The organism is Kitasatospora sp. NPDC056800 (assembly GCF_042789775.1).
Taxonomy (GTDB): domain Bacteria; phylum Actinomycetota; class Actinomycetes; order Streptomycetales; family Streptomycetaceae; genus Kitasatospora.
This window is the reverse complement of the sequence record NZ_JBHUAL010000327.1, coordinates 1-6,029: the sequence shown is the minus strand read 5'-3', so window position 1 is coordinate 6,029 and position 6,029 is coordinate 1. Positions and strand designations below refer to the sequence as shown.

General features: G+C 72.9%; 4 protein-coding genes. 1 reads left to right on the top strand and 3 read right to left on the bottom strand.

Annotated features, from left to right (window positions below):
* Window positions 1-104: 104 nt before the first annotated feature.
* From ACFRQN_RS39405 to ACFRQN_RS39395, 3 genes are all read right to left on the bottom strand, one after another.
* Window positions 105-1,739 carry a purple acid phosphatase family protein gene (locus ACFRQN_RS39405; RefSeq protein WP_380745441.1) on the bottom strand — a complete coding sequence of 545 codons (1,635 nt, stop codon included), beginning with the start codon at window positions 1,737-1,739 and terminating at the stop codon, window positions 105-107.
* Between the two features lie 155 nt (window positions 1,740-1,894).
* Window positions 1,895-2,716 carry an SAM-dependent methyltransferase gene (locus ACFRQN_RS39400; RefSeq protein WP_380745443.1) on the bottom strand — a complete coding sequence of 274 codons (822 nt, stop codon included), beginning with the start codon at window positions 2,714-2,716 and terminating at the stop codon, window positions 1,895-1,897.
* A 191-nt stretch (window positions 2,717-2,907) separates the two neighbouring features.
* Window positions 2,908-4,260: an MFS transporter gene (locus tag ACFRQN_RS39395; protein WP_079272265.1), complete on the bottom strand. Its 1,353-nt coding sequence runs from the start codon at window positions 4,258-4,260 to the stop codon at window positions 2,908-2,910.
* Between the two features lie 146 nt (window positions 4,261-4,406).
* On the opposite strand from ACFRQN_RS39395, the gene ACFRQN_RS39390 reads away from it, so the two are divergent.
* Window positions 4,407-6,011, top strand: coding sequence for an alpha/beta hydrolase (locus ACFRQN_RS39390; RefSeq protein WP_380745439.1), 1,605 nt, complete (start codon window positions 4,407-4,409; stop codon window positions 6,009-6,011).
* The last annotated feature ends 18 nt before the right edge of the window (window positions 6,012-6,029 follow it).

The window sequence follows — 6,029 nt, the reverse complement described above, 5'->3', positions numbered from 1 at the left end:
GTCGGCCGCTTCTGATGTGAATATGCGCCTGGTTCGGGCGCTGACCGCCACCGCCACCCCCCCCCCCCGGCGCCGGTGTCGGTCAGTGGCGGTGCCGGTGGCGGTCAGCCGTCGCGCCCGTCCGTCCGGCGCCGGTACAGGGTGAAGGTGTCCACCGGGGTGAGGTCCCCGTGCGGTCCGTCGAAGGTGTAGTAGGTGACCTTCATGGTGGTGGTGCCGCCGCGCCGGTCGCCCGGGTCGACCTCGAAGGCCGCGAAGCCGTGGGCGTGTTCGCGGTCCTGGACGGCGGCCCAGGGCGCGTCCTCGGTGAGCCAGACCGACTCCCGGTAGGGCGCGCCCGGTTTCGGGTCCTCCAGCCCGATGACCACCCGGCCCTTGGGCTGCTCGAAGAGGTCGTCCTGGGTGGTGGCGGCGTTGCCGCCGGCGCCGATGACCATGTGGACGGTGCCCCGCCCGGTGTCGACCATGTCGGTGCGGGTGCTGGTCGGCACCGGGGTGCGGGCGTCGTTGGGCAGGGTGCCGCGGACGGGGTGGGAACGCTCGTAGTAGTGCTCGTGGCCGCACACCACCAGGTCGACCCCGTAGGCGTCGAACAGCGGGCCCCAGGTCTCGCGCAGGCCGAGGTCGCTGCCGGAGCCGTGCTTCGAGCTGGAGATCATCGGGTGGTGCATGCAGACCACGATCCAGTCGATCGCCCGGTTGCCCCGCGCCGCTCGCAACTCCCGCTCCAACCAGCGCCGTTGGGCTCCGCCGGAGAAGCCGCGCAGGTAGACGTCGCCGGAGTTCTGGATCGCCTCGTCGTCGTTGGCGAGGCTGATGAAGCGCACCGAGCCGACGGTGAAGGCGTACCACATGCCCCGGGTCTCCTCGTCGGAGGAGGCCGAGGAGTCGGGGAGGGAGAAGTACGCCTGGTAGCCGAGCGCGCCGATCGGGCCGTTGCCGCCCTCGTTCTCGTGGTTGCCGACGCAGGGCATCCAGGGCCGCAGCCGGGTGGAGCGGCTGTTGCTGATGAACCAGTCGGCCCAGGTCGCGGTGCGGCTCTGGCCGTGGCGGCCGGCGTAGGAGGAGTAGCAGAGGTCGCCGTTGATGAGGTTGAACAGCGGGCCGACGCGCTCGACCGCGGCGACGATGTCGGCGGAGGCCGCGGTGCCGACCTGGCTGCTCATGAACACCGGGTACTTGCCGAGCGGGGAGGGCATCCCGTCGGGGAAGGTGATCCGGCGGCGGAGGTTGGGCGCGGCCTGGTCGCCGAAGCTGGTGAAGGTGAACGGGGCGCGGCCGCGCGGGGCGGTGGTGAAGGTGCCGGTCTCGGGGGTGGCCCCGTCGTGGCCGGCGCTGTAGAGGTAGGTGGTGCCCGGGCGCAGGCCGGTGAGCCGCGCGTGGTGGACGTACACCTCGACCTTGTCGATCGAGTCCCGGTAGGTGCGGGTCTCGGCCTGGACGACCCGGCCGAGGCCGCCGTCCGGTGAGCCGTACCGCACCTGCGGGCGGCGCACGGACTGCGGGGTGAGCCAGGAGACGGTCATCTCCGTGCCGGCGTCGGTGCCGAACTGGAGGTGCAGCCCGGACACCGCGGCCGTTCCGGAGCGGTGCGGGGTGGTCTGCAGGAGCGGGCTGGTGGGCGCGTCGTCGGCCGGTTGGGCGGCCGCGGGTTGCGCGCCCGCCGTCGAGGCCGCGGCCACCAGGGCGGCTCCGGCCGCCGAGGTGCCCTTGAGGATGGACCTGCGTGCAATGGTCATGAGGACTCCGCCTGCCGAGTGGGGGTTCGACAGGCAGTCACTTTAATGACATGTGCACGTAAAGACGATCGTTTTCGCAGCTTCCGTTCGCACGCTTCGTTCTCAGGCCTCGTTCGCAGGGCCCGTCCACAGGGCCCGTTCGCAGGGACGGGCGCCTACGCCTTGCGGCCGACTCCCCCGTACACCCCGACCTTCCCCTCGCCCGGCACCGGGTCCCCGGCGGGCTCCGGGTGCCAGCGGTCGACCAGGACGACGCCCGGGTCGTCCAGTTCCAGCCCGCTGAAGAAGCGTTCGACGCGCTCGCGCGAGCGGAGGTGGAGGTCGATCCCGGCCTCCGCGTAGCGGCGGGTGGCGATCCCGGCGCGCTCCGGCGCGATGTCGGCGGTCCCGGCCGAGAGGGCGAGGAAGCTGCCGGCCGGCAGGGCGTCCAGGAGTTTGCGGACGGGCGGGTGCGCGACCTCGTCGGAGAGGAAGTGGACGATGTTGATGAGCGTCAGGGCGACCGGCTCGCGGAGGTCCAGGGTGGCGGCCACCCCCGGGTCGGCGAGGAACTGCTCCGGCTCGCGCAGGTCGCCCTGGACGTAGGCGGTACGGCCCTCGGGGGTGCTGGTGAGCAGGGCCCGCGAGTGGGCGAGCACGATCGGGTCGTTGTCGACGTAGACCACGCGGCAGGCCGGGTCGACGGCCTGGACGATCTCGTGCAGGTTGGGCGTGGTGGGGATGCCGGTGCCCACGTCCAGGAACTGGCGGACGCCGTGCACCCCGGCGAGCCGGCGGACCATCCGCCGCATCACGGCGCGGGCGGCGGTGGCGTCCTCGCGCACGCCGGGCAGTTCGGCGAGGACGCGGTCGCCGACCTCGCGGTCGGCGGGGAAGTTGGTCTTGCCGCCGAGCAGGTAGTCGTAGACCCGGGCGGAGTGCGCCCGGTCGGTGCGCAGGTCCACCGGCGGCGGCTCCTCGAACCCGGCCTCGGTCAGCCAGCTCTCCGACACGCGGCCCCCCGGCGCGCAGTCGTCCGAGCCGCAGCCGTCGGGCCCGCAGTCCTCCGGCAGGCCGCCGTCCTGTGTGTTGGTGTCCGGTATGTCGGTACCCGGTGCGTCGATGCCCACGCCAGCCCTCCCCGTTCAGCAGTGGTCCGGACCACTCAACCACAGCCGATGACTGTCCGTCAGGCGGTTCCGGGTGTCCGCTGAACCGCTCCTTCCGTCTCGCGGACGGCCTCGGCGAAGGAGGGCACCTTCATCGCCGTCAGCAGCGCGAGGGCCGGGCCGGCCGTGCAGACGGTGACGTACGCGGGGATCACGCCCAGCCAGTGCCGGCCACTCAGCCACTCGGCGAGCAGCGGGAAGGTGCCGCCGAACGCCGCGATGGTGGCCGCGTTGACCACGCCGAGGCCGACCGCCCGCACCTCGGTCGGGAACAGCAGCCCGGTGAAGACGTTGAGCGTGCCGAGCACCGTGGCCACCAGCATCCCCAGCAGCACGGCGACGACCTGGAACGGCAGCCAGCCCTGGCGCAGCCCGGCGAGCAGCACCCCGACCAGCGGGATCGGCAGGCCGAAGCCGATCCGGGCGACGGGCAGCAGGCCGAAGCGGTCGGCGGCGGCGCCGGTGAGCAGCATGGTGGCCAGTACCACGCCGAGCACCACGGTCATGAAGGAGGCCGCCTCCTCCTTGCCGATCACGTGGTAGGCGGCGGCGTACTGCGGCAGGTACACCAGCGCGAAGTAGTAACCGACCGTCCCGCCCAGGGTGTTGAGGAAGACGGTGAGCACCGCCCAGCGGTGCTCGCGCAGCGTCCGGAGGAACGGCGGGCGGGCGGTGCGGCCCGCCCGCTCCCGGGCGCGGTGGAACTCCGCGCTCTCCGGCGCCCACCGCCGCACCCAGACGGCGGCCAGCCCGAGCAGCGCGGCGACCACGAAGCCCCAGCGCCAACCGCCGTTCTCCAGGCCGGACTTGCCGAGGGTGTGGATCAGCAGGGTGAGCACGCCGAAGGAGAGCAGCGAGCCGAGGATGATCCCGCCGTAGGAGACCGAGCTGAACGCGAAGCGGTGCCGCCGCGGGGCGGTCTCGGTGACGTACGCGGCCACGCTCGGCGCCTCCCCGCCGAAGGCGAGCCCCTGCACCACCCGGGCGAGCACGGCCAGCACGGCCGCCCAGACCCCGATGCTCCGCTGGCCCGGGACGGCGGCGATGCCCAGGCTGGCGACGGCGATCACCGCCATGCCGAGGCTGAGCGCGAAGCGCCGTCCCCGGGTGTCGCTGAGCCGCCCGATCAGGTACGAGCCGACCGGCCGGGCGACGAAGCCCACCGCGAAGGTGACGTACGCGCCGAGCACGCCGCTGACGCCGTGTTTGCCGTGCCCGAAGAGGTCCGCCGCGAAGTAGGGCGCGAGGACGGCGTAGATGTTCCAGTCGAAGGACTCGACCACCGATCCGACCGTCGCCGCGGCCAACTCCCGCCGCCGCCCACCGGTTTCCGCCTGGTGACGGAGCGGTGCCACCGCACTGCTTTCTGTCATGACCTCAGCATGGCACCGTTCGGACCGCCGCGGAATCACTTCTCGCGGCCGGTGGGCGGCGTGCTCCGGCCCGTTGACGCAGAGCACTCTGAGAATCCCATGTGACTGATGTGACAGGCAGGTGATATTCCTGTGCCGTGCATTCCATGATCACCCGGACCCCGCGGCGCGCCCTGCCCGCCGCCGTCGCAGCCCTCGCCACCGCCGCTCTGCTGGCCGGCTGCACCAGCGGAGGCGGCACCGCCGCCGCGCCCTCGGCCTCCCCGGACGCCGCCGCCGTCGCGACGCCGAGCGCCGCCCCGACCCCGACGCCCAAGCCCACCGGCGCCGCCGACCCCGCCCTCAAGGCCTTCTACGGCCAGCAACTCGCCTGGGGCCCTTGCCAGAAGGACCCGCAGAACGAGGAGGACATCTCCGCGCTCCAGTGCGCCACCCTCAAGGTGCCGCTGAACTACGCCGCACCGGAGGTCGGCACCCTGGACGTCGCCGTGGTCCGCAACCCGGCGACCAAGCCCGACCAGCGGATCGGCTCGCTGCTGATCAACCCCGGCGGCCCTGGCGGCTCCGGCGTCGGGATGGTCACCTACGACCCCAAGGGCTTCGACGGCCCGGTGCACGACCGCTACGACATCGTCGGCTTCGACCCGCGCGGCACCGCCGGCACCAGCCCGCTCAACTGCCTGGACGACCGCACCCGGGACGACTGGCTGACCACCGACCAGCCCGCGGCCGACCACGGCAAGCAGCTGGCCGACGCCTGCCAGGCCAAGTACGCCCAGCTCCTGCCCTTCGTCAGCACCCGCAACAGCGCCCGGGACATGGACGTGCTGCGCGGCGCCCTCGGCGACCAGAAGCTCAGCTACCTCGGCCTGTCCTACGGCACCTACCTCGGCTCGCTGTACGCCGAGGAGTTCCCGGACAAGGTCGGCCGGCTCGTCCTGGACGGCGCCACCTCGGCCTCCACCTCGCTGGTCCAGCACAACATCGAGCAGCAGGGCGGCTTCGAGCGGGCCCTGAAGGCCTTCGCCGCGGACTGCGTCACCAAGGACGCCTGCTCGCTCGGCAAGGACCCCGAGCAGGCGGCGCAGAAGCTCGCCGCGTTCCTCGACGGGCTCAAGGACAAGCCGCTCAAGACGGAGAAGGGCCGCACCCTGACCTCGAGCGCGGCCTGGACGGGCGTGCTCAGCCGGCTCTACGGCGGCGAGAAGGCCTGGACCGGGCTGCGCAACTCCATCGGCTGGGCGATGGTGCGCGGCAAGGGCGACTACCTGCTGGACCTCGCCGACGGCTACAACGGCCGCGACAAGGACGGCAAGTACCGCCCCTCGGCGGACGCCTACACGGCCATCCACTGCGCCGACGGCGCCACCGACGCCCCGGCCGGCGAGCAGTTGCAGGCCGCGCTGACCGACCTCGCCGCCAAGGCCCCGCTGGTCAGCAAGCACGACCCGATGGCCGCGCTGTTCGACCCGGACTGCCGGATCTGGCCGGCCGCCTCGACCGAGAGGCCGCACGCGGTCAAGAACACGGCCGCCGTCCCGATCGTGGTGGTCGGCACCACCGGCGACCCGGCCACCCCGTACGCCTGGGCCGAGAAGCTGACCGCCGAGCTCGGCAACGCCGTCCTGGTCACCCGCGAGGGCGAGGGCCACACCGGGTACGGCGCCAGCAAGTGCGTGCGCGCCTCGGTGGACGCCTTCCTGCTGGACGGGACCGTCCCGGCCGCGGGCATCCGCTGCCCGACGGACTGATCCGTCCCGCACGATGAC

Excerpts from the sequence above, each read along its gene's own strand:
- ACFRQN_RS39395 (WP_079272265.1), bottom strand. The coding sequence starts at position 4,260 with ATGACAGAAAGCAGTGCGGTGGCACCGCTCCGTCACCAGGCGGAAACC.
- ACFRQN_RS39405 (WP_380745441.1), bottom strand. The coding sequence starts at position 1,739 with ATGACCATTGCACGCAGGTCCATCCTCAAGGGCACCTCGGCGGCCGGA.
- ACFRQN_RS39390 (WP_380745439.1), top strand. The coding sequence starts at position 4,407 with ATGATCACCCGGACCCCGCGGCGCGCCCTGCCCGCCGCCGTCGCAGCC.